Origin of the sequence: Microcoleus sp. Pol11C2 (genome assembly GCF_036701505.1) — a bacterium.
Classification (GTDB): domain Bacteria; phylum Cyanobacteriota; class Cyanobacteriia; order Cyanobacteriales; family Microcoleaceae; genus Microcoleus.
The window spans coordinates 162,365-184,944 of record NZ_JAUBQX010000006.1; the positions used below are offsets into that span (position 1 = coordinate 162,365).

16 protein-coding genes are annotated in these 22,580 nt (G+C 47.3%); 8 read left to right on the forward strand and 8 right to left on the reverse strand.

The window, feature by feature from the left end; translation table 11 throughout:
• The first annotated feature begins 322 nt into the window (after positions 1-322).
• Positions 323-3,685 (forward strand): Calx-beta domain-containing protein, encoded by a 3,363-nt coding sequence (locus tag QUA42_RS06205; protein WP_333136034.1) that lies wholly within the window; start codon positions 323-325, stop codon positions 3,683-3,685.
• Positions 3,686-4,144: 459 nt separating this feature from the next.
• On the opposite strand, the gene QUA42_RS06210 is transcribed toward QUA42_RS06205, so the two are convergent.
• A complete protein-coding gene (locus tag QUA42_RS06210) occupies positions 4,145-4,738 on the reverse strand; it encodes a DUF4129 domain-containing protein (RefSeq protein WP_333136036.1) in 594 nt (197 codons plus the stop codon).
• 478 nt (positions 4,739-5,216) lie between these two features.
• Between QUA42_RS06210 and QUA42_RS06215 the strand changes: the two genes are divergently transcribed.
• The 3 genes from QUA42_RS06215 to QUA42_RS06225 all read left to right on the forward strand — a co-directional run bounded on the left by QUA42_RS06215 (position 5,217) and on the right by QUA42_RS06225 (position 9,464).
• Positions 5,217-6,944 (forward strand): diflavin flavoprotein, encoded by a 1,728-nt coding sequence (locus QUA42_RS06215; RefSeq protein ID WP_333136038.1) that lies wholly within the window; start codon positions 5,217-5,219, stop codon positions 6,942-6,944.
• A 152-nt stretch (positions 6,945-7,096) separates the two neighbouring features.
• On the forward strand, positions 7,097-7,726 hold the full coding sequence (locus QUA42_RS06220; RefSeq protein ID WP_333136040.1) for a hypothetical protein: 630 nt from the start codon (positions 7,097-7,099) through the stop codon (positions 7,724-7,726).
• The gene (locus QUA42_RS06225) at positions 7,719-9,464 is read left to right on the forward strand and encodes a diflavin flavoprotein (protein WP_333136042.1); all 1,746 of its coding nucleotides are present in this window, start codon (positions 7,719-7,721) and stop codon (positions 9,462-9,464) included. The genes QUA42_RS06220 and QUA42_RS06225 overlap by 8 nt, the downstream gene beginning before the upstream one ends.
• Positions 9,465-9,568: 104 nt before the next feature.
• On the opposite strand, the gene pgsA is transcribed toward QUA42_RS06225, so the two are convergent.
• The 6 genes from pgsA to QUA42_RS06255 form a co-directional block, all read right to left on the reverse strand.
• On the reverse strand, positions 9,569-10,087 hold the full coding sequence (gene pgsA / locus QUA42_RS06230) for a CDP-diacylglycerol--glycerol-3-phosphate 3-phosphatidyltransferase (RefSeq protein ID WP_333136044.1): 519 nt from the start codon (positions 10,085-10,087) through the stop codon (positions 9,569-9,571).
• 208 nt (positions 10,088-10,295) lie between these two features.
• Positions 10,296-11,141 carry an ADP-ribosylglycohydrolase family protein gene (locus tag QUA42_RS06235; protein ID WP_333136046.1) on the reverse strand — a complete coding sequence of 282 codons (846 nt, stop codon included), beginning with the start codon at positions 11,139-11,141 and terminating at the stop codon, positions 10,296-10,298.
• An 83-nt stretch (positions 11,142-11,224) separates the two neighbouring features.
• A complete protein-coding gene (locus tag QUA42_RS06240) occupies positions 11,225-11,935 on the reverse strand; it encodes a sugar transferase (protein ID WP_333136048.1) in 711 nt (236 codons plus the stop codon).
• A gap of 274 nt (positions 11,936-12,209) precedes the next feature.
• On the reverse strand, positions 12,210-14,180 hold the full coding sequence (locus QUA42_RS06245) for a hypothetical protein (RefSeq protein ID WP_333136050.1): 1,971 nt from the start codon (positions 14,178-14,180) through the stop codon (positions 12,210-12,212).
• Between the two features lie 74 nt (positions 14,181-14,254).
• Complete coding sequence (locus QUA42_RS06250; protein WP_333136052.1) at positions 14,255-16,564, reverse strand: hypothetical protein; 2,310 nt, start codon at positions 16,562-16,564, stop codon at positions 14,255-14,257.
• A 164-nt stretch (positions 16,565-16,728) separates the two neighbouring features.
• Entirely contained in the window at positions 16,729-16,965 is a 237-nt protein-coding gene (locus tag QUA42_RS06255) for a hypothetical protein (RefSeq protein ID WP_333136054.1), read from the reverse strand.
• 682 nt (positions 16,966-17,647) lie between these two features.
• Between QUA42_RS06255 and QUA42_RS06260 the strand changes: the two genes are divergently transcribed.
• The 4 genes from QUA42_RS06260 (at position 17,648) to cobT (ending at position 21,162) form a co-directional block, all read left to right on the forward strand.
• A complete protein-coding gene (locus QUA42_RS06260) occupies positions 17,648-18,361 on the forward strand; it encodes a Crp/Fnr family transcriptional regulator (protein ID WP_190663937.1) in 714 nt (237 codons plus the stop codon).
• A 94-nt stretch (positions 18,362-18,455) separates the two neighbouring features.
• Positions 18,456-18,953, forward strand: a complete 498-nt coding sequence (locus QUA42_RS06265) for a universal stress protein (protein WP_333136056.1) — start codon at positions 18,456-18,458, stop codon at positions 18,951-18,953.
• Positions 18,954-19,209: 256 nt separating this feature from the next.
• Positions 19,210-19,965: a DUF2232 domain-containing protein gene (locus QUA42_RS06270; RefSeq protein WP_333136059.1), complete on the forward strand. Its 756-nt coding sequence runs from the start codon at positions 19,210-19,212 to the stop codon at positions 19,963-19,965.
• A 72-nt stretch (positions 19,966-20,037) separates the two neighbouring features.
• Entirely contained in the window at positions 20,038-21,162 is a 1,125-nt protein-coding gene (cobT, locus tag QUA42_RS06275) for a nicotinate mononucleotide-dependent phosphoribosyltransferase CobT (RefSeq protein WP_333136061.1), read from the forward strand.
• Between the two features lie 535 nt (positions 21,163-21,697).
• Here the strand turns inward: cobT and QUA42_RS06280 are convergent.
• Positions 21,698-22,096 (reverse strand): hypothetical protein, encoded by a 399-nt coding sequence (locus tag QUA42_RS06280; protein ID WP_333042890.1) that lies wholly within the window; start codon positions 22,094-22,096, stop codon positions 21,698-21,700.
• Positions 22,097-22,580: the final 484 nt, after the last annotated feature.

Here is a 22,580-nt window from a genome sequence, read left to right on the forward strand (position 1 = left end):
GATTTAAGCTCTCCTCTACAGAGGTGGAAAACCCGCTTTTTATAGGGCTGAAAAAAAGATCGCAATTTTTCCGGATAAAACTCATTGAGGATGAAAGTTAAACATCCCTACGTAAATATGTCTAAGTAGGTGTAATTATTTACACTCAACATTTGGTCAGGGGCAATAATACCTTCAGATACTGATTGGGCAAGCCTTTTTACTTGATTTACCTCCAGGTATGAGGAAATTTTTCTTGCAGTGACCGATCGCTACAAGAAAGCCCAACCTCTGGTTTTCAGTCACTTCTAATCCTTAATTACTCATCATTAACACATAAGCTATGGCTACTTCAATCACTGGTTCTTTGGGTCAAGACACTAATTACAGCAGCATCAGTGACCTAATTACACAATGGCCTACTGCCGCCCAGGATCAAGGCATCCAACTGTCTGGGATAGCTTTTGATGGCTTTGAAACGAACTTCACTAACCCTACTGCCATCGGCAACCTCACGTTAGCAGCGAACGAAAACCCTAAAAGCGGGTTGAGCTACGGCAGTCCCGGTGGTATTGGTGCCGCAGGGTCTTATAGTGGTTGGTTTACCGAGGTCACTAAAATTCGGGCGGAACTCAACTATGACCCCAACACCAATCAATCTCAGGCGCTGAAGGTGAAATGGGCAGATAACAAAGACATCACTAGCGCCACGATCGGCCTCAGTGGATTACGTCCCAAATCAAGTTCTCCAGCGGACGATCAAGGCAATGAAGTTGGTGTCCTGAAACTCTTTAATAATGGGGCGCCGGTATCGGCCAGCAATTTTACGATCACTCGCCTTAACGCTCCTGCCACTTCAAAACCTATCGGTGTGTCTTCAAATGAAGTGACTTTCATTAGCGATCGTACCGATGGCGATTTCAAATTCAAGGTAGAATCAAATTCCACTAGCGTCGCTTTTGACGAACTACAGTTCTCCGCCAAAGCCTACGATAGCCCCACCGCTGCCTACGTCGCCACCTCCTTCAAAAGCGATGGTTCCGACTACCTAGTGCGAAGTATTCAATATCAAGGCATTGATGTGACGCCAACGCCGACGCCGACGCCAACGCCAACGCCGACGCCGACGCCAACGCCGACGCCAACGCCGACGCCGACGGCGACAACTCCAAGTATCTTCCAGTTCGCCCAACCAAATTACACGGTGGCTGAAGGCGGCGTGGCGACGATTAACGTTACTCGCACCGGTGGCACGGAGGCTGCATCGATTAACTACGCTACTCTTGACGGTTCGGCAAGTTCAGCAGGCACTGCACCGGATTACACTGGGACGGCGGCGGGGGCGTTGAATTTTGCTGCAGGTGAAACTACCGCTAGTTTCACCGTGACGGCTTTGACTGATTCGATTTTGGAATCGCCGGAAACGGTGAATTTGGTGCTCTTCGGTGGCAATGTCGGCAGTAGTCCATCAATTTTGACGATTAATGATGTGCCGCCAACTGGGACGGGGACAACTCCGGCGCCGACGGCGACAACTCCAAGTATCTTTCAGTTCGCCCAACCAAATTACACGGTGGCTGAAGGCGGCGTGGCTACGATTAACGTTACTCGCACCGGTGGTACAGAGGCTGCATCGATTAACTACGCTACTTTTGACGGTTCGGCAAGTTCAGCAGGCACTGCTGCGGATTACACTACGGCGGCGGGGGCGTTGAATTTTGCTGCGGGGGTAACAACCGCTAGTTTCACTGTGACGGCTTTGACTGATTCGATTTTGGAATCATCGCCGGAAACGGTGAATTTGGTGCTCTTCGGTGGCAATGTCAGTAATCCCTCAATTTTGACGATTAATGATGTGCCGCCAACTGGGACGGGGATAACTCCGGCGCCGACGGCGACAACTCCAAGTATCTTCCAGTTCGCCCAACCAAATTACACGGTGGCTGAAGGCGGCGTGGCTACGATTAACGTTACTCGCACCGGTGGTACAGAGGCTGCATCGATTAACTACTCTACTCTTGACGGTTCGGCAAGTTCAGCAGGCACTGCACCGGATTACACTGGGACGGCGGCGGGGCTGTTGAATTTTGCTGCGGGGGTAACAACCGCTAGTTTCACTGTGACGGCTTTGACTGATTCGATTTTGGAATCGCCGGAAACGGTGAATTTGGTGCTCTTCGGTGGCAATGTCGGCAGTAGTCCATCAATTTTGACGATTAATGATGTGCCGCCAACTGGGACGGGGATAACTCCGGCGCCGACGGCGACAACTCCAAGTATCTTCCAATTCGCCCAACCCAATTACACGGTGGCTGAAGGCGGCGTGGCTACGATTAACGTTACTCGCACCGGTGGTACAGAGGCTGCATCGATTAACTACTCTACTCTTGACGGTTCGGCAAGTTCAGCAGGCACTGCACCGGATTACACTGGGACGGCGGCGGGGCTGTTGAATTTTGCTGCGGGGGTAACAACCGCTAGTTTCACCGTGACGGCTTTGACTGATTCGATTTTGGAATCGCCGGAAACGGTGAATTTGGTGCTCTTCGGTGGCAATGTCGGCAGTAGTCCATCAATTTTGACGATTAATGATGTGCCGCCAACTGGGACGACGCCAACTCCGACGCCGACGGCGACAACTCCAAGTATCTTCCAATTCGCCCAACCAAATTACACGGTGGCTGAAGGCGGCGGGGCTACGATTAACGTTACTCGCACCGGTGGTACAGAGGCTGCATCGATTAACTACGCTACTCTTGACGGTTCGGCAAGTTCAGCAGGCACTGCTGCGGATTACACTACGGCGGCAGGGGTGTTGAATTTTGCTGCGGGGGTAACAACCGCTAGTTTCACTGTGACGGCTTTGACTGATTCGATTTTGGAATCGCCGGAAACGGTGAATTTGGTGCTCTTCGGTGGCAATGTCGGCAGTAGTCCATCAATTTTGACGATTAATGATGTGCCGCCAACTGGGACGACGCCAACTCCGACGCCGACGGCGACAACTCCGGCGCCAACGGCCGTTGGAAACACGTATTTCTTCGGTGCGCCTAATTACAGCGTCACCGAGGGCAGCGCTGCGACGATTACCATCAATCGCAGTGGCGACCTTTCGATACCGGGTGCGATTACGTTCAGCACGGGTGGCGGTAGTGCTAAGGCTGGTACTGGAGGGGATTACGTCAGTGTGGTTCAATCGTTCAATTTTGCAGCCGGACAAACTAGCGTACAAGTTCCGGTTCAAGCTTTAACTGACCCTCTCACGGAGAATACTGAAACGGTGGGTTTGTTCTTGAGTGGTGGCAGTTTGGGTAGTCCGTCAGTGGGAGTTTTGAGCATTATTGATACTACTCCTGTGCCTCCGATTTCCTTCTTTTACGGTTCGTCTCCTGATCCTATTATTGATGGTGGTACTGGAGTTGTGATGATTAATCGGACTGGCGGCAATACTTCGGTTTCGGTTTCGGTCGACTATTTCATTCTTCCTCCTGGTCCTGGTGAACCTATAAACACCCAACAATACACCATTACCAATCCAGGTGGTGGGAATATTAGTGGAGGGACGCTTAGCTTTAATCCCGGTGTAACTAGCGTTAGTCTGACGATTCAGAATACTTCAGGTCCGCTGACTGGGGACGTGACTTTTGGCTTTGGCCCAGGTGCGAATGTCGGCACTCCGGGATTCGCTACAATTACTCTGATTTAAGGCTATTAGTAGGGCGAGGAATCCTTGCTCTACTAATATGTCCGGCAAGTAGTTAAATGCTTTTTATCAGTCTGGCTCCTCACTACAGCTATTTTCAAGAAAGTGAGGTACGCGGGTAAAATCTTCGCTGTGTGACAGTCGCTGGCACCGACAACTAATGGGATTCACCTACAGGGTTGATTGGGGGCGACCTCGACCCGAATCCCATTGCTGGTGCTAGTTTTATGGCTTTCAATCCATTTGCTACTCCGGTCTGATAGCACCCTTTCAAGGTCGTACTCTTAGATGCTACGCGCGTTATTTGAGTACGACCTTGAACCCTTGTATATTGAAAGAAGTAGGTGGCGATTTGGTATTGGGTGGGGGTTTTTGAGATTGTCAGTTTTTGGTAATTATTGTTGGTAAAACCAGACCATAAAATTATCGATTGGATATTATTGTTTTTTGGCGTTTACCTACTTAATCCTTAATTTTTTGATAAGCTTGCTGACACTGTTCAAAGGTTGAGGCGGAAGCTTCTGTATTCCCGAAATATAGTTGCTGATGTATTGTTATCACAGTTTCGTAAGGAACTGGCTGGGGTAATTGCTGGATTAATTCCAAATATTCGCCATCAGTGCGACTGGGTTGGTGAACCACGGTTCCCGCATCATTTAACCGCTGCAACACCGCCATGTAAAGACAGCGGCAAGCTTGGCGGTATTTCCCTTGTTGCTGCAAATTTTGCGATCGCAACAACCACTCTGCTACCGACAAATCCTTAATTGTTTTTTTCGCACTTCCATCAGTTGTTTGATTCCTCTTTTTGAAATTATGAATATAAAAACGTAACAGTTGCCAAATCTGCCAACTCGCCCAGACTGCGAGCAATGCTAAGATTAACCAAAATGCGGCTTTAGCGATCGCCCCCAAGATGGGGGAATCAAACCAAGATGGCAATTTGACATTCGGTATATTTTGGGCAGTTTTTAGTTCCCACCACTCCTGCAATCGCTGTTGCGACTGTCCTAATTGCCAACCAAAATTAGTTTTCTCAAAGGAACTTTCAGACATAGCTTTACATCAATGAGTAATTTTTTGATGGCGGATTGGAAATTTTTTTCTTCTATCATTATCCCCAAATTCCCGACTTCTTAAAGACATCGGGGATAAGAAAGCGCGATCGCATTTGACGTTTGATTAGGTTGACTTAAATGCCGAGTTATTGTCCCTAATCCAAATCGCCGCGCGATCTAGAATCGCATTTGAGTGATAGTGTTCTAAAGCGGCGATCGCCCAACCACGTAAACTCAGTTTCTTTACCACAGAAATAAGTTTATTGTCAACTGTTTATAGGCCGAAAATTGATTTCATTAAATTTTCCTTCTTCCTCAAATCCGTTACATCCGGTACAGTGCTTTGTTGCCGAACTGCCTTACGCCATAAATTTTGGGATACTTAACAGCCTCATAAGAAATTTTATAAAGATTTACAAAAGAAACGTGTCAGAATGAAGACAATAAGGTAATGGGTAAAAGACAAGGAGGCACTGATGGTAGCGCTGACTGAACGAGTCCAACGCAGATTGACGGTGGAAAAAGTCGAAATTGCCTCTGACACAACGGCAATTCGATGCCTGGACTGGGATAGAGACCGCTTTGACATCGAATTCGGACTCAAAAACGGTACAACATACAACTCATTCATCATTCGCGGTGAAAAAACCGCCCTCGTCGATACCTCGCACGAGAAGTTTCGCCAGCAATACATGGAAACTCTGACGGGCGAAATTGACCCCAAAGAGATTGACTATCTAATTATCAGCCACACCGAACCAGATCACAGCGGTTTAGTCAAAGACGTGCTGGCGCTGGCACCCCAAGCGATTGTCGTGGGGGCAAAAGTAGCAATTCAATTTTTAGAAAACCTTGTACACCAACCATTTGAGCGATTGGTAGTAAAAAACGGGGACAAACTAGATTTAGGAAACGGTCACATTATCGAATTCGTATCGGCGCCCAACTTGCACTGGCCTGATACTATTTTCAGCTACGACAGCAAAAGTCAAGTGCTGTTTACCTGCGACGCTTTCGGGATGCACTACTGTTCCGACAGCACCTTCGATGACGATTTAGCAGCAGTTGAGGAAGATTACCACTTTTATTATGAGTGTTTGATGGCTCCCAATGCTCGATCGGTACTCGCTGCGATGAAGCGGATGGCAGAGTTGGGAGAAATCGGTACAGTTGCGACCGGTCACGGCCCGCTGCTGCGGCACAATGTGGTGGAACTTACCGGACGCTACAAAAAGTGGAGCCAAGCGCAAGCTAAGGCAGAAACCACTGTAGCGGTATTTTACACCTCTGACTACGGATTTAGCGATCGGCTCAGCCAAGCGATCGCCCACGGTATCACCAAAACCGGTGTCGCTGTGGAAATGATGGATTTGAGAATCGCCGACTTACAAGAAGTTGCGGAACTTGTCGGTAATGCTGCCGGTATCGTAATTTGTTCGCCGCCGAGTAGTGGTACTGCTGCTGCGAATGCCGAAGCTGCCATCAACACAATTTTAGTTGCTGCTAACAACAAACAATCTTTCGGTTTGTGCGAATCTGGCGGCGGCGATGACGTATCTATTTACCCGCTGCGAAACAAGTTCAAAGAGTTGGGTTTAAAAGAAGCATTTCCCAACATTTTAATTAAAGAATCACCGACTGAAGCGAGTTATCAACTTTGCGACGAAGCCGGCACCGACTTGGGACAGTGGCTGACGCGGGACAAAGCAGTCAAACAGATGAAATCCCTCGACAGCGACCTCGATAAAGCTTTGGGACGAATCAGCGGCGGACTGTACATCATTACCGCCCAAAAAGGTGATGTTAGTGGTGCGATGCTAGCTTCTTGGGTAACTCAAGCTAGCTTTAAACCGCTGGGTTTAACAATAGCAGTTGCGAAGGATCGGGCGATTGAATCGATGATGCACGCGGGAGATAAATTTGTTCTCAACGTGCTCGAAGAAGGCAATTATCAAACTTTGATGAGGCACTTTTTAAAGCGTTTTGCTCCTGGTGCCGATCGATTTGCCGGAGTTAAAACTCAACCAGCAACCAATGGTTCTCCGATTTTGACGGATGCTTTGGCGTACATGGAATGCCAAGTAGTCAGCCGGATGGAACTTTCGGATCATCATATCGTATATGCGATCGTCGATAGCGGCCGCGTATCCAATCCCGATGCACTGCCGGCAGTTCACCACCGCAAGGTCGGAAATCATTATTAGGTAGGAAGTTCGGGTGCTTATGCGGCATCTTACCTACGCAAAAACTCTCAACGTGGGGAGCTTATGGCGAACCTTACCGGCAGCTAAACTTACGGTGCGCCATAAGCCTTTTCTTACCTTTTGCTTCTCCATTTTCACTAGGGGAATTGCCAATGCCTGCCAATCTTTTAGAAGACCGAGATTACACAATTATTATTGCCAGAAGCGATGCCAGCAGAGACCCTCAACATCCTTGGTATGAGGAATGGGTAGAAGCACAGGCATCTCTGATCGACTTAGCAAAAAAATGTCAGGAATTTGACAGCGACGGCATCACTCTTTACGAAGCTTCTACTCCTATGTGGAAGTATAAAAATTCCAATGTTGCCCGGTTAGCTGAAATTTTGCAGCGACAAAATACGCAACCGGATTCAGCAAACCCCACTGCAATTAATTTGGAAGAAGCTCTTAAAGCAACTTTTAGCGATTATTTCGCAAACAAAACAGATGGCAAAGGGAAGAAAGGAGCAATAATTGTTGCAGTCCTAGATCAAAAACCAGAAAATACCGCTGCTGTCGCTGAAATTATTGTAAGTGCGGCAAATAAAATAGAGAAAGATGAAGAAATTGGAGTGAGCTTTATCCAAATTGGGGATGATTTGAAAACCAGGGAATTTCTGACTGACCTGGATACCAATTTACAGGGTAGAGGGGCAAAGTTTGACATTGTAGATACCAAGTTTTGGCACGAAATCAAAAGAAGTTCTGTAGTTCAGTTTCTCATAGGTGCAATTAATGACTAACACTTTGACCCCTAGACTCGCATCGGATGCCAAACCCCGCGACGTTCAGTTTATCCCGATCGCACTCGATACTTTTATTGTGCGATCGCGCACTTGGGACAGACTCAAATTTGAAGTCGAGTATTCGCTGCAAAAGGGTACGACAGCCAATAGCTATATTATTCAAGCTGACAAAACTGCTTTGTTCGACCCGCCAGGGGAATCTTTTACTGAAAATTACCTGGAGTTTTTGCAGAAACGGGTGGACTTGACAAAGCTGGATTACATAATTTTGGGGCATTTCAATGCTAACAGAGCAACCACGATTAAAGCTCTGTTAGAATTAGCTCCTGAAGTAGCTTTGGTTTGCACGAATCCAGCGGCAATTAGTTTGCGAGCTGCTTTCCCAGACCAAGAATTAAACATTATGGTCGTTCGGGGAGAAGAAACTCTCAACTTAGGAAAAGGTCACGCCTTAAAATTCATTGCGACTCCGACTCCCCGCTGGCCTGACCAACTTTGCACCTACGATCCGCACACTCGAATCGTGTTCACTGACAAACTATTTGGAGCTCACGTTTGCGGCGACCAAGTATTCGATGAAGGCTGGAGCGTTTACAGCGAAGATCGGCGCTATTATTACGATTCCCTGCACGCATCTCAAGCAAAACAAGTGCTGACCGCAATGGATAAATTCGCCGATTTACCAGCAGCATTTTATGCTCCCGGTCACGGCCCGATCGTCCGTTACGGCCTGAATGAACTGAGCAATTTGTATCGGGAATGGAGCCAGCAACAAAATTCAAAAGACTTGACAGTTGCTTTGATTTATGCTTCGGCTTATGGAAATACGGCTACTTTAGCGCAGGCGATCGCCAGAGGAATTACGAAAGCCGGCGTTGCGGTGGAAAGTATCAACTGCGAATTTGCCGAACCGGGAGAAATTAAAGAGGCGATCGAAAAATGCGCGGGATTTATTATAGGAACCCCGACGTTAGCAGGACACGCTCCGACGCAAATTCAAACTGCTTTGGGAATTGTTTTATCTACCGCAACTAAGAGCAAATTAGCGGGGGTTTTCGGTTCTTTTGGCTGGAGTGGAGAGGCGATCGACTTAGTGGAAAACAAGCTGAAAGATGCTGGCTATAGAATTGGATTTGAGCCGATTCGAGCCAAATTTAAGCCGACGGCGGCGACGATTCACGAGTGCACAGAAGCGGGAACGGATTTTGCTCAAGCTTTGATTCGATCGCAAAAATTGCGGGCACCGAAACCGCAGTTAGCAGCAGGAAGCGATCGCACTGAACAAGCCGTAGGCAGACTCGTTGGTTCGCTGTGCGTAGTCTCGGCGAAGCGGGAGGATGTCACAAGTGCGATGCTGGCTTCCTGGGTGTCGCAAGCAACTTTTAATCCGCCCGGTGTGACGATTGCGGTGGCGAAAGATCGATCAATTGAATCTTTGATGTATGCCGGAGATAAATTTGTGCTCAACATCTTAGCAGAAGGGCGACAGTTGCGGAAGTATTTCATGAAAAACTTTGCTCCGGGAGAAGACAGATTTGCCGGAGTCGAAACAATGGAAGCTAGCAACGGCTGTCTCGTTTTGACTGATGCTCTAGCTTATCTGGAATGCCAAGTGATAAGTCGGATGGAATGCGGCGATCACTGGGTAGTTTATGCGGCGATTGACAACGGTCATTTGCTGCAAAATGACGGGGTGACAGCGGTGCATTACCGGAAATCGGGGACTCATTATTAAGCTAGGGCTAGGACACGGCATTGCCGTGTCCCTACAAATACATCGAAGTTTTTATCTGCGTTAATCCGCGCTCATCTGCCCTCATCTGCGGTTAAAAAACAGATTTACTTGTCCTCAGCAGTCTTTTCCGGCCACAGATAAATAGCGCCAGAAATCAAAGTTAAAGCCACAGAGACCCAAAAAGCAATTACTGCGGGAAAATTCCACGCTTCAGACAGAGGAGCAATTAAAAGTGCGATCGCCACAATCTGACTCACCGTCTTCAATTTGCCCCAAATATTAGCTCCCGAAATCGTAGTTTTATTAACACGCCACCCCGCAATTGTCAACTCCCTGCCCAAAATCAAAAACACTCCCCAAGCCGGGACTCGACCCAACTCAATCAACACTAAAAGCGGCGCGAGAACCAACAATTTATCCACCAAAGGATCGAGAAACTTACCCAAATCGGTAATTTGATTCAGCTTCCTAGCCAAATAGCCGTCCAGCCAATCAGTAGCCGCAGCTACCACAAAAATTGCGGTGCAAATCCAGCGGCTTTGAGCGCTTGGGTCGTACAAACCGTAGAGCAGGAAAGGTACTCCCAGCAAGCGAGAAAAAGTAATCAAATTAGGCAAATTCATAATAGATATGACTAAGGCCAACGGCAAAATCAAACAAAGGTATGTAGTTGCGCTTTAGCGCTCTTTCCTAAGCTAAGAGCGATAAAGCGCAACTACATACCTAAAATTTAACCCTATTTGTGACAGTTGGTCTTAGTCCTAATAGAAAGAAGTTCAGCAACGAAGCAGTGTAAGGGATTTAACGGATGTAACCTATCTCAGGAAGAAGTCAGAAGTCGATCGCGCAATTCATTAACTGTCGATCCAGTTCTATGATATAGTCTCTGCCGTAAGATTGATTTTCTAATCCTTGTACCAAATTTTCTGGCAGGTCTTGGGCAATTTCACTGCTACAGGAACCAGCAGCTAAAGCAATAGTTGCTACTGTATCGACATCTCCCGAAAAGGCAATGCAATCTTGGAGCAGTTTGCTCATACTATCATTTCGCATAACCCCAGTAATAGCTGCTCTAACACAGTCCAAACCTTTAACGCTGACTTCTCCTTGCCAAGGTATGGACCACTCACCAGGGATGTGGTTTTCTAGAAAATTTCCCAAATTATTCTTTAAACCTAGCTGATAAATAAAGTAATGGGACATCAAAGCGGCCGCTATAGCTGCTTTAATGCCATCAGGAGTATTGTGAGTAATTGCAGCTTGAATGGTAGCATTTTCAATGACTTTTTCAATAGTAGGAAAAATGCCGATGGGGCCTGCTCGCATCGCAGAGCCGCTTTTATCGCTAGCCGAGTGAATTTTTTCTAAGAATTCTTTTCCGTCTTGAACTTGTAGCAAAAAATTGTAAAATTTGCCAGCATAACCAAATCGCCGATCGCGCTGAAAAGCTGCAACAAATTTGCTGGCTAAAAGTTCTGGTGTCCAAGGTTCTCGGCTGACGATAGCTTCTGCGACGGCTAAACTCATCTGCGTATCGTCCGTGTAACATCCAGGCTGGATATCGTGACGGGGATGCTTGATGTAGCCGTTGAGATTGTTGTACATTTCGATTGTCTGCGGGTCAACAAATTCAAAACCCGCACCGTAAGCATCACCAATCGCTAATTCTATTAACATATATTTAATCCGTTTCCTACTATTTCATCTCCTATTTTTTCCTAAAATTTAAAATCCAAAAACCCCGCAAAACAGGAAGTCTATTAACACGCACCGTTTTTGCTGAAGACCACCCAAATTGTTTTGCAAATCAAAGTGATGTCGTAGACAACAGACCACTTGCCCTGATAGTCGAGATCCATCTGCACAATATCGTTAAAGTCTTTAACTCCAGACCGTCCGTGGACTTGCCACTCCCCAGTCAGCCCGGGTTTGACATTTAAACGTTGCCAGTGAAAATCGTCATAGGCAGCAACTTCATCAGGAGTGGGCGGTCGAGTTCCCACCAAACTCATGTCGCCGACTAACACGTTCCAGAATTGAGGCAACTCGTCCAAACTCGTGCACCGCAAGAAGCGGCCGACGCGGGTAATTCGCGGGTCATTTTCATTCTTAAAAATGTGACCCTTGGCTTGGTTGCTAACTAAATGTTTGAGCTTTTCTGCATCGACAACCATCGATCGAAATTTCCACATTCTGAAATGTCGCCCTTGGAAGCTGCAGCGGACTTGACTGTACAGCAGCGGGCCCCGATCGTCCAACAGCATCGCCACTGCCACCGGCACCGCCACCACTGCAGCAATTGCCAGTCCCAGCAGCGAGCCCAAAATATCGATTAACCGTTTTACCTTGCTCGTTACGGAGCGGTGATGTTGTTGTTTTGATACACAGACTCTGTAAGTAGATTCTTGAAAAAATAAGGACAGCATTTCTGATAATGATGATTTCGACGAGGCACCCATCGGAACTTTCATATGATTTGTCTCAACTTTAACGATCTCTTACGTCCATCTTATTAGCCATCTCAAATCTGCAGAACCTGAAATGCTGAGCTTTGCACAATCTTTAAAAATCAATAACACTTTTATAAAGTTTCTATGTATTTTTTATAAAAACGTATAAAGTTTATGTAAACTTACGTACATTTACAGAAAAAAGTTAGTCCTGGACGCAAAAAAACCTGGTTTCGACTAGGACTCTTCCCGGAAGACAGGGAAGATTCTACTGAGAAACCGGGTTTTTTGCCGTTTAGCGATAAATATCAGTGCGAACATCCCAAGCAAGTGTTAGCGGCTCTAACAACTTTTGCTGGCTGCTAGAGGCGAGTTTGCCTAAATATTCGCGAACAACAAAGGCGTGTTCGAGATTCAACCGATAACCCCGTGAGACATCTTCAAAGAAAAGCGGCTCAGCCCAAATTGCTTCCCAATCAGGATTTTGCCTCGACTCCTCGGCCAGCAGCATGAAATCTTCCTCCGCAGGCACAAGTCCCGCCGGCAAACTTCCTTCCAAAATCCGCAAAATCCGGGGTTCGCAGGTACGGGTATTCACGCCCTGGCGTTCCAACAACTGCAAAATTTCCTGAAAGCTCAAAGTTTCCCCGCCCAAAACCTTCATTAATTCCCACAGCAGAAAAAAGTCGCTGTACTGCTGTTGCGACACATCCAAAATGTGAGGATAGAGAGCCAAACTCGCCAACCCGCAGGCAACTCGACCAAATTTTTGGGGAGAATTTGTACTTTGAGATACAGAATTTAATGCAGAATTATCAATCTCAAAAATATCTCGATCGACCTGCAATTCGTGGTCTTGAACTACGATCGCATTCGGCAGCTTCTGCCGCAACCAGCGGGCGATCGCAGGCCAAGCACCCATACCCCCTGCACAAATCGCCTGATTAATCCCCGCCGGCGACATTCCCGCGCGGCTGAGCAAAGCATTCAATTCACGGTTTAACTGCTGCACAAAAGGCACTAAAACCAGACTTTCCAAATCTTTGCGCTTCACATCCCAATGCTGCTGGTCAATATCCAAAGCAAAACTTTTTTGATGTTGCAAAATAACTTTTATTTGCTTTGCTGCTTCTAACAATTGCAGGCCAAAAGCAGAACCTTGTAACCGCTGCTGCAATTGATAGCGGCTCGGCAAATCAGGATGCCCCGGACGTGGCAAATCGATCGACATTCCCCACGTTTCATTTTTAGCCAACAACTGACAGATAATATCCTGATCGAAAGCATCGCCAGCAAAACCAAAACTCTGGCAAGTAAAATCAGCACGAGTTAAATCTTGAAGATTGGACGGCAACTCAACTAAAGCTAATTCCACTGTCGCCGCCCCCGCATTCAAAATCAAAGTTCCCCCGCTAAAAGACGAAGCATTAACACTCAGCGGTGCAGCTTCTTCGCCGTCCTTAGCAGAATCCACGGCTGACGACTCGACTTCCATGCCATTTTTTACAGGAGTTACAGCAGCAAGCAAAGTGGCGATCGCATCTTCCACCACAAAAATTTGCGAACCCGAAGCCACCAGAGACGCGCCCAAAACCGCCTCCCGCAGATTGAACATATAAACATCCGACCAGCCGGCCGGAGTCCCCAAAATTACACCCTGCAAGTCTAAAAGCGCCGCATCGAGAGTTTCTGGCGTTAGTCCCGAAGCCCTACAGATTAAATTGGAAACTGGCAATCCTGCAAAAATCGCCCTTGGTGCAGAATCCAAAACTTCCCCCGATCCGTCAAATTTTTGTCCCCGCAAACTCGGATTCAAAGTAGCCAGCAGTGCCCGCACACCTTGCAGCGGCAAGGCGATCGAAAAAGTCTGCAAGGGCGACCACTGCAACAAGGGTTCGTACATCCCAGCAGCCTCCCGCTGATAAGGAATGCCCACCTTTAAAGGCCATTTAAAATTTTCCAGTAAAAATTCTCCTGCAGCCAAAGCCTGGGGTCTGAATCCCACCGACTTGACTGTCACCTCTGACCCTAGGCTTCCTGGGGCTGTGTTCGCCAGCACCGCAGCCGAGGGAATCCGAAAGCTGGCGTCTGCTGGGGAACCCTCAGCCTGCGATGCTTCCCAGTAAATCGGGTGCAACTGGCCGCTGGTGCGATCAAACAAAGCCGCAGACAGGCCACTGGAACCGAAATCAATGCCCAAATACCAGCTAGAATTCCGGCGTTCTCTGGATGGGGCGATCGCACCTGCAACAAAAGGAGGCGCCAACTCTTGCTGCTGTGTGGCAAACTCGCTAAACTCGGTTTTCCCCTCAACAACTCCTGCTTTACTCTCTGTCGAAATTAGGTTTTTTTTTTACTTTCTGGAGGACTCGATCGCAGTTCGTTAGTTTCGGCAGTTTCTGGAGGGGGAGAATCAGTCAAAGGGCGATCGGTCTCGGTCAAACTAGCCAAAATCTCGTCTAGCGTCAAATTCGAGTCGTCTTCCTCCGCAAACAAATCATCCTCAAGTTCATCTTCCAAAACAAAGGGTTCATCATCCGAGGACAGTTCCAACTCATCGGAGAACAAATCCTCCAGCGTGCCGAGTTCTTCCTCTGCCGCCTCCGCAAAGGGATTGTTTGCAATGCCTTCGGGGGAACTCGCCGATAAATCCAAATTGTTAGCGACTGAGAAATTCGATCGCCCGAAGCTAGTATTTTCCAATCCCTCCAGATTGTAGAGGTCTGCCTCCAAAAGTTCCAGAGTATTGTTGTCCAAATTTAGAGCTCGATCGAGGTCATCTTCTAATGCCTCGACAGGCAGTAAATCCTCGTCCGGCGAAGCTTGGATGTACCCATCATCAAGCCGTTGCGAGGATGAGTCGAACTCGGCAGTTTGAACGTCACCGGCACTCGGCACACGGGACTCGGCACTGGGGAGGTTTGGGCTAATTTCGGCAGGCGTTCTCAACGGCAAAGCTGCTGATTCAGGGACAGTAGCGCCGAACTGCTCGCCTCGGTTTTGAGCCGTTTCTAGATTTTCTCGATCGTCCGCGTCAATTTGCAACTCAGCAGTTGAGGGTGGTGCTTCTGAAACTTGAGCTACTGTTGCCACTTGCGGTTCAAATAAATCTGCAGTATCTAAAGTTAGAGCGTCTACAGAATTACCCATTACAAAGTCTGAATCTTCATCTACTAAAATCTCTTCCAGAGATTCGTCTTCCTCCAGCAAATTTACCAACAAATCTTCGGTCATTTTTAGCGACTCGGCAGTTTCTTGATCCGTCGCCGATTGATATTCTACACCTTCACTTTCTGTCTCAATTACAGTATTCTCTACCGGGAAAGTTTCGCTTTGTAATTCTACTTCAGGAACCGCTTCTCCCGCAAACAAACTTGCATACAAATCCTCAATTTCTTCGTCTGTTTCTGTTAACCTATTCTCAGATTCACCGCCAGTAAATCGAGTGGCATTTCGAGATATTTCTGGTGTAGAACCCAACAAATTATCTTCCAACTCCGGGAGCAAAATAGGGGATTGAATGCGGTCGCGTTCGCGCCTCAACTGTCCGTATTGCGGAGAAATTTCTGTACCGGCGTAGGGAAATCTGTCTTGTTCTCCGAATTCACCGGTGCGAATTTCCTGCACAGAGTCTCCCGTCTGAGTCTCTGCGGCTGAGTGCTCGATCGCAGTATTTGAAAGGGCGGGAGCGACAGAAGATTGATCTGCTGCGGTTGGGGTGACGGTTTCGATATTATTTGCTAAATCGATCGGCTGTTGAACGTAGGAAGATGCTTCTCGTCCCAACTGTGCGGCCAAGTGGTTAACCAAAGCCGCGAACATCGCCTCGCTCTGCTGACTCAAACCGTACATATTTTCGAGTTCTTGTCTCAAGGAAGCTTGATAGCTTTGCAGATTTGCTTGCAAAGCCTCGAACACCGTACCCATCCTAGAATCGAGACTCATCAGCAGACTGTCAGCATGAGATTGGAACAGTTGCATTTGCTCCAACCTCTGAGCCGGCGTCAGCAGCGGGTGTTCTTCTGAGGTTTGTCGGTTAAGTGTTACGTCAATAGCCGATTGTTCATCAGGCGCTCTGCCCAAAGAGTATGGTGCTGCGCTGCTTTGCAATAACTGATTTTCTAGGGAACTTAGAATTTGAGAGAAATCGCTAGTCAAGGTTTCTTCCAAGCGGGCAGTCAGTACCTGCAAGAATTCACCAATGATTTGCTGTTGGTTGGCTTGTTGCTGAGCTAGGGATTGTTGCTGCTGCCGTTTTGCTTCTAGCTGTTTGATTTCTTGAATTAGAGCTTGCTGCTCTTGCCGCAGAGCTTCTATGTCTTCTTGGAGCGGCCCTGTCAGGCTGGAACGCAGGTGGCTGATTTCTCCGGTTACGGCAAGCATGATTTGCTCTGCTGCTGAGGGGCGAGGGGGGGACAGAGGCACTTTGGGAACTGGAACTGGTTCGGGGCGGACATTTGGGCGCGCGGGGGCCTTTGGGGCCGTTAGCTTTGAGTCTGAGGAAACCAGATAAGCACGAACTCGCTCTAAAAGTTGGCGCTGGTGGACAGTATCGATCGAACCCGTCCAAGGCAAGCGGGGTGCGGGCTTGCTGAGTACCTCGTCTATCTCAGCAATCAGTGCTTGAATTTTGTACTTCTGAGAATTCAAGGGCGGAACCTCTGGGAATGCGGCTTGGGAGAAACTTTACCGAAAAAAGACTGAAGTCAGGCGGCAGCGATGCCAATAGATAGAATAATCTGAATGCGAGTCAGTCAATAATTCACTAATATTTTCTGACAACTGTTAATTAACGTTTTGTCTTCGGATAACTTCTATTGCCTATGATAGGTTAGCCGGTACTTCCGCACCAAATGCCTGCTTCTATCAATTGCAAGTGCTGTCAAATTCTGCTGCTCAGGGGCGAGTTTCCCGGCCCGGAGGCTGATTCCTGCTCGGAAGAGCTGCGATCCCGACGAACTTTTGCCTTCACCTGGTTGAACGGCGGGTCGCACACTGTCACCGCGAGTTTCGTTAGCATGGCGGCGCGCCACTATCTCTTCATCTTTCACCGACTTGGAAAAAACCTCAAACAATTTGCGATTTGGGATACCGAGATTCGGGATTGTCCCCCTACAGTCGGTTTGAGTAACCTTTTATCATAGCCTTTTATCTGTATTCGTGGCTAGATACTAATGGTACAATAATCTTGGAGGTAGCAGAAAAGTTTGCTGGGAAGTGGGTGGGTTTGGCTCGCCAAGAGCGCCAGTCTTTAGGCTCGCAATGGCTGTGGATTTTGCCGATCGTGCTGACATTTGCCAGGTTCTAGGCAGTTGCTCGGATTTGGGATCTGTCTACCGTGCTTGCAGGCTTGTGATCGTGGACTCTGCCTTCTCGACAGCAGGGCAAGAGTGACAACAAATCTCTCACCAGTGTTAAGCTTTCTAAGCGAGTGCTTTCAAAGGTAATTCGATCAGCTCAGTCGTTTGCCACATTGCTAAAATTTTGTTAATAAAATTTGCTCAGTGGTATATATCTAAAAAATTATGGTATATTCTTTAGTTTCTAGCTCCCAATCAGAGCTTGAGGCTATTAATTACCATATTGAGCCTTTGACCGCAAAACTTTAGAGGTAAAATTGCCGATTTTAGATCCTTGTTTCTCAAATCTTGAATCTCAAATCGAATGACTCGGCTGCAAGCTATTTGTAACTGCCCAGCGCAGCTCAAGCGCATAAATTAAAATGATGGCCTCATGGAAGACCGCTTTAACACCCGAGATCCGAATTCTAATATAAATCAATTGATAGTTTCTACTCCTTTTTTTGCAGGATTACCCGATCCTGTAATCGAGAGAGCAACTGTCCACATCGTTACCCGCAGTCATCCGTCAAATCAAGTGATTTTACTCGAAAATGACTGGGGAACATCAGTGTATTTTATATTGGATGGTTGGGTGAAAATTCGCACCTACAACCTAGACGGAAAAGAAGTAACACTGAATATTTTAGGGAAAGGAGAATTATTCGGGGAAATGGCCGCGATCGAAGAAGCACCGCGATCGACAGATGTGATCACCCTAGCCCCGACACTGATCGGCAATATGCCATCTCAGGATTTTGTGCAGCTCATTCATACCGAGCCGCTAGCAGGCATTCGCCTAGCTCAACTGATGGCGCGTCGCCTGCGACAAGTCAACCGCCGCCTGCGTTTGCGAGAGTCCGACAGTACCTCGCGAGTAGCAGATATTCTCTTATTTTTGGCCGAGGGGCAAGGCAAAAAAATCCTGGAAACAGGAGGTACAGAAATACCAAACCTGCCACACAGAGAATTAAGCAGCCTCAGCGGGCTGGCTCGCGAAACAGTAACGCGAGTGCTGAGCAAGCTGGAAAAAAAAGGAACTATTCAGCGCGAACGTGACGTTTTGTGCATTCCCGACCTGCACGCCTTAGAGCGTCTGTTAGTCTAGAAGTCTCAGAGTTTGCTTTTTTTTATTGAATCTAATTCAAAAGCACTCTCTGTTAACTAACTGATATGAATGATTTTCCGCAGGAGGTAAAGCTGTGAGTTTTAAGAAAATTTTCGCCGCCTTAGATGATTCTGAACTGGGTCACCGCGTCTTCACTCAAGCTTTAGAATTAGCTCTGAACGATCGCGCCCAGGTGATGCTATTTAACTGCGTTACTGTCAGCACCATGGGGGAGACGGCAGTGCCAATTCCGGTAGATTTGGGCATGAATGTTGAGTTAATGGATCAAGCTTATCAAGCTCAACGTTTGCGGCTGGAAAGGGAGGAAAAACACGCTTCGCGTTTGCTGAAAAATTACTCCGACGCCGCAGCAAACAAAGGATTGCAGGTAGAATTTGATTGCAAAATGGACGGCGATCCGGGGCATTGTATCTGTGAAGCCGCCGAAAATTGGGGCGCAGATTTAATAGTGTTGGGGAGGCGTGGCCGCACCGGGCTCGCAGAAGCTTTCCTAGGCAGCGTCAGCAATTATGTCGTTCACCACGCATCTTGTTCGGTTTTGGTAATCCAGGAAGTCAAAATCGAAAAATAATGCTGCTGAAAATTTTTGCTGAGAAAATCCATCTAAAATAAGACTTGCGTTCCTACCTAAACCCGGTTTCTGCGAGCAATATTAAATTTGGCGGCGAGGCATCCAAACACTGAAACCGGGAATCAGCCGTATCGGGCGCAAGTCCCGTAAAATCTAAAATCTAAAATCTAAAATCTAAAATCTAAAATCGGGAATCAGCCGTATCGGGTCTAAGTCCCGTAAAATCTACAATCTAAAATCTAAAATCTAAAATCGGATGAGTGATTTTTTGTCAGCAGATGCTGCGTCTAATTCGGGTAGTTCTCCTAGTACAAATAACGAGCCGCAAACCGCCGATATTTCAGCAATGGCTGGCGATCGCACCAATCCCGATCCGGGGAATCGTGCCTCTGGGGAAGCGCCTTTAAGGCTTGTAGAAACGGCTTTTTTGGCAAGTACCGCTAGCTTAATTTGGCTGGTAAATTATTACTTTCCGCTGGGGCCTTTGCTGCGGGTTTTTTTCCCGATACCCATCGCCCTGGTTTACTTGCGCTGGGGCAACCGAGCAGCTTGGATGGCAGCTTTGGTATCGGGTTTGCTGCTGTCGGTACTGATGGGCCCGACGCGGAGCATTTTATACGTGATCCCTTTTGGAGTTATGGGAGTTGCGCTGGGAGGACTTTGGAGGCGCAAAGCGAGTTGGTCACTCTCTATTAGTGTGGGCGCTCTCATTGGTACTGTAGGCTTCTTTTTTCGGTTTTGGCTGCTGTCAGCGTTGGTGGGTCAGGATCTATGGGTTTACGTAACCGCCCAGGTAACAGAGATGGTGGAATGGGTGTTTGTGAAGCTGGGCTGGCTGAATGTACCGAGTTTGAACACAATTGGGGCGATCGCCGCCGGGATGATTTTGGTTAACAATATTGTCTATTTATTTGTAGTGCATTTAGTAGCTTTGCTCCTGTTAGATCGTTTGGGAAATCCGATTCCGCGGCCGCCAAGCTGGGTGCAACTGTTGATCGATTATGAAGAGTAGTTATTGGGAATTGTTGACTGTTGACTGTTGACTAACAACTAATAATTAATGACTAATGACTACTGACTAACTATGATTGGTATTTATACAGAAATCGAACAGGGCCAGCGGTGGCTCGATCGCTATCGGGGACGCAAACCAATATTTGCCTGCGTGTTAGGATTTACCGCTACTGGCTTAATTCCGGGGATTTCAGCAGCAGGAGCAACCCCGCACGATCGACAATTTACTTGTTTAGCCGATGCAGAATTTTTGTATAACGGCCCCCAACCGTCGCCCCAATATCCTTTGCCGCCCCTAGAAGCGGGTGCCTCGCCGGTACTAATATCTCGCGCTGTAGTCGAAGCTTTGGAACTTCCCCTTTACCTATTTAATGCTGGTTTGCCCCTCCCACCTCCGGTACCTGCAATTGATTTGGGCGGCACTCCGGCAAAGTGTCTGATTTCTGGGAATGCTTTAGAACTCGAAACAGTCAAACATTTGCTCGAACAAGGATTAATTTGGGGAACTAAATTGGCCGCTCAAACTAATGGCAGCTATTTAATTTTAGGGGAGTGCGTAGTTGGGGGAACGACTACTGCTTTGGGCGTGTTAATGGGTTTGGGTATTGCAGCGGCGGGCAAAGTTAACAGTTCTCATCCTCGCTGCAATCACGCTCAAAAATTGGCTGCGGTGACAGCGGGACTCAATAATGCTGAGTGGGAAATGGGCGGAAAAAACAGCACTCCCCTGGAATTGGTAGCGGCGGTGGGCGATCCGATGCAAATAGTGGTGGCGGCAATGGCGATCGCCGCGAGTCGGACTTGCGGGGTGCTTCTGGCTGGGGGCACGCAAATGCTGGCAGTGTACGCTTTGATGCAAGCCTTAGCCCGTGAATATGCTCTGCTATGGAGTCCCGAACAAGTTGCGGTGGGGACTACGCGCTGGGTGGTGGAAGACCCTACAGGAGACACTGTAGGACTCGCTAATGATATCGGCGGTGTGCCTCTGTTTGCCACGCAGCTAAGTTTTGCTGGATCTCGCTACGGGCAACTGCAAGCTTACGATCGCGGCTATGTTAAGGAAGGTGTCGGTGCGGGAGCCTGTGCGATCGCCAGTGGCTTGGCTGCAAATTGGACTCCTCCTCAACTCCTTCAAGCTGTTGAAGCTTTAGCCTCGCGGTGTGAAATTATATCGATTCCGGTCGCACCGGAATGATTGTTGACTGTTGACTGTTGACTGTGAGTCAAAAAAATGAAAATTGCGCGAATTATTTGTGGGCAGATTGATTCGACTTTACGCCCGACGAATGAAGCAAGGATTTGAGATCATTCCGGCGCAGCCGGAATTGATATTAAACATTAGAAAGTCTTGGAGGCAAAAAACCCGGTTTTTATTGAAAATATTGGGGTTTGGCCACGACGAATACACTCGCCAACCGGGTTTTTAGTTTTCTGTGCATCCAGGAATGTTAGGAATTAAACATTAAAAATTCAGAGGCGGCGATGGAGCTGCGAACATTGTTTTGCTGCTCACCCAGCTTCGTTTTGGCTGAATAATTATATCACTTTCTGTAGCATTTTTGCTCTCAGATTTACAGAATTTTCTACACAATATTTGGCTTTGATGCAGTATTCTCCCTGCTAATTACGGGAGATAAAAAACTCTATGCAATGAATCTATAAGTAGACGAGCATAAATCAACGCAACTTGTATTTTTTTTTGATTACTACCCGATCCCCGCTAGCAATATTTAATTAGGCCCGCCTAGATGTTGCGAGTGCATTCTTTTGGAGAGCAACTGTTCTTCCAAGGCTGCAATTCGATTGTAAGCTGCTGTTAGCTGAGCTGTTAAGCGCTGGATTTGAATCTCGGCGCTCAGCTCTTTTTCCAGGCTTTGAGAATTCTTGTCGAAGTAGCTGTCATCTAACAGTATGTCTTTATGTTCGAGGAGGCCGTCGAGACTGCTGTAGCTTTGATAGGGCGAGGTTTTGTCATTTCCTACCGTTCCAGAGCGATCGTTTCTCTGTTGCTGGGTCAGCTTCGTCTCCTTGGCCGACTCCAAGAGCTTTTCATTGAGGTTTTCTATGAGTTTGTAGAGGGCCTCGACTTGTTGGCTCAATACTGTAACTTGCTGGCGGAGCGCTTCCATACAATCATCCTTTGGCTCGTAACTTAATATCTTTATATTTTAGGTAAATCTTTACATAACTTGGATTTATCACTAAATTATTTAATTTTTGACGTAATTGTTGTGTTCCTAATCCAGACGGTAGATTTAGGGAGCCAGCTTGAAGATAATCGATCGCCATTGGTGAGTCGATTGTAGATTGTAGATTTTAAATTCTAGATAGTCTTGGACACAGGAACCGGGTGGGTTAACGCCCATACTTCGTTCAAACCTTCAATCAGAGCTAAAACGTCGGGTTTGTGAGAGTCGGATCGCCGAGAGTCCTATTAGATTGACTTCGCTCTCGCCAGTCCTTTCAGGATTCAGATGAATGGATTTTTAGTTTTTTTAGTTATTAAGCTGTCGCCGATTTAAAAAGAATTTTTCACTTCTGTTGTGTAAAAAGCCTCATCCAACGGCAGATAGCAGCGCTCTGGTTCTTTCGTTATATTAAAAAATGTAACAC

Excerpts from the sequence above, each read along its gene's own strand:
- QUA42_RS06210 (WP_333136036.1), bottom strand. The coding sequence starts at position 4,738 with ATGTCTGAAAGTTCCTTTGAGAAAACTAATTTTGGTTGGCAATTAGGA.
- QUA42_RS06270 (WP_333136059.1), top strand. The coding sequence starts at position 19,210 with ATGAGTGATTTTTTGTCAGCAGATGCTGCGTCTAATTCGGGTAGTTCT.
- QUA42_RS06205 (WP_333136034.1), top strand. The coding sequence starts at position 323 with ATGGCTACTTCAATCACTGGTTCTTTGGGTCAAGACACTAATTACAGC.
- cobT (WP_333136061.1), top strand. The coding sequence starts at position 20,038 with ATGATTGGTATTTATACAGAAATCGAACAGGGCCAGCGGTGGCTCGAT.
- QUA42_RS06235 (WP_333136046.1), bottom strand. The coding sequence starts at position 11,141 with ATGTTAATAGAATTAGCGATTGGTGATGCTTACGGTGCGGGTTTTGAA.
- QUA42_RS06220 (WP_333136040.1), top strand. The coding sequence starts at position 7,097 with ATGCCTGCCAATCTTTTAGAAGACCGAGATTACACAATTATTATTGCC.
- QUA42_RS06240 (WP_333136048.1), bottom strand. The coding sequence starts at position 11,935 with ATGAAAGTTCCGATGGGTGCCTCGTCGAAATCATCATTATCAGAAATG.
- QUA42_RS06225 (WP_333136042.1), top strand. The coding sequence starts at position 7,719 with ATGACTAACACTTTGACCCCTAGACTCGCATCGGATGCCAAACCCCGC.
- QUA42_RS06260 (WP_190663937.1), top strand. The coding sequence starts at position 17,648 with ATGGAAGACCGCTTTAACACCCGAGATCCGAATTCTAATATAAATCAA.
- QUA42_RS06280 (WP_333042890.1), bottom strand. The coding sequence starts at position 22,096 with ATGGAAGCGCTCCGCCAGCAAGTTACAGTATTGAGCCAACAAGTCGAG.
- pgsA (WP_333136044.1), bottom strand. The coding sequence starts at position 10,087 with ATGAATTTGCCTAATTTGATTACTTTTTCTCGCTTGCTGGGAGTACCT.
- QUA42_RS06215 (WP_333136038.1), top strand. The coding sequence starts at position 5,217 with ATGGTAGCGCTGACTGAACGAGTCCAACGCAGATTGACGGTGGAAAAA.